The 609-nt window shown below is 62.2% G+C and carries 1 protein-coding gene and 1 pseudogene; both read right to left on the bottom strand.

Going from position 1 to position 609, the window contains the following annotated elements; genetic code table 11:
• Positions 1-133, bottom strand: a pseudogene (tdh, locus tag EOB59_RS35050) (L-threonine 3-dehydrogenase); the annotation flags it as partial.
• A 65-nt stretch (positions 134-198) separates the two neighbouring features.
• On the bottom strand, positions 199-609 hold a 411-nt coding region (locus tag EOB59_RS35045; RefSeq protein WP_245486898.1), incomplete at its 5' end, for a PfkB family carbohydrate kinase.

The following is a 609-nucleotide window of genomic DNA, read 5'->3' as shown; positions in this document are numbered from 1 at the left end:
CGGTGCCGCAGATCGCCGTCTTCTTGATCTTGATCAGCACGTCGTTGGGGCCGATTTCCGGCACCGGCACCTCTTCCATCCAGATGCCCGGTTCGGCCTTGGCCTTCACAAGCGCCTTCATCATGTTCGACATCAGGATTTCCCTATTCCGTGATTGCGCTTCTGGCGAGATAGCCTGCACAACGGGAAGGTAGGCCACTAACTCGTTTGAACGTCCGGAATGGTCAGCCCCGCCTGCTCGGCCTCGCGGCGCAAATTCTGACGGGGCCTGGGGCCGATCTGCTGGATCACCAATCCGGCTGCCAGTGAGCCAAGGTCGCCGCAAGTCTGCAGGTCGCGGCCTTGCGTGTAGCCATGCAGGAAGCCGGCAGCATAGAGATCACCGGCGCCCGTCGTGTCGACCAGTTCCTTGATGGCGGTCGCCTTGATCACCACGGTCTCGTCGCCGCGCACGATCACCGAGCCTTTTTCCGAGCGGGTGACGGCGGCGATCCGGCAATCCTTGCGGATCTGCGCCAGCGCCTCGTCGAACGACGATGTCTGGTAGAGCGACCTGATCTCGTGGCTGTTGGCAAAGACGATGTCGACCGTGCCCGAGCGCATCAGCTC

Origin of the sequence: Mesorhizobium sp. M7A.F.Ca.MR.176.00.0.0 (genome assembly GCF_004023165.1) — a bacterium.
GTDB lineage: Bacteria > Pseudomonadota > Alphaproteobacteria > Rhizobiales > Rhizobiaceae > Mesorhizobium.
The sequence above is the reverse complement of the archived record's forward strand: the minus strand, read 5'-3'. Positions and strand labels throughout refer to the sequence as shown.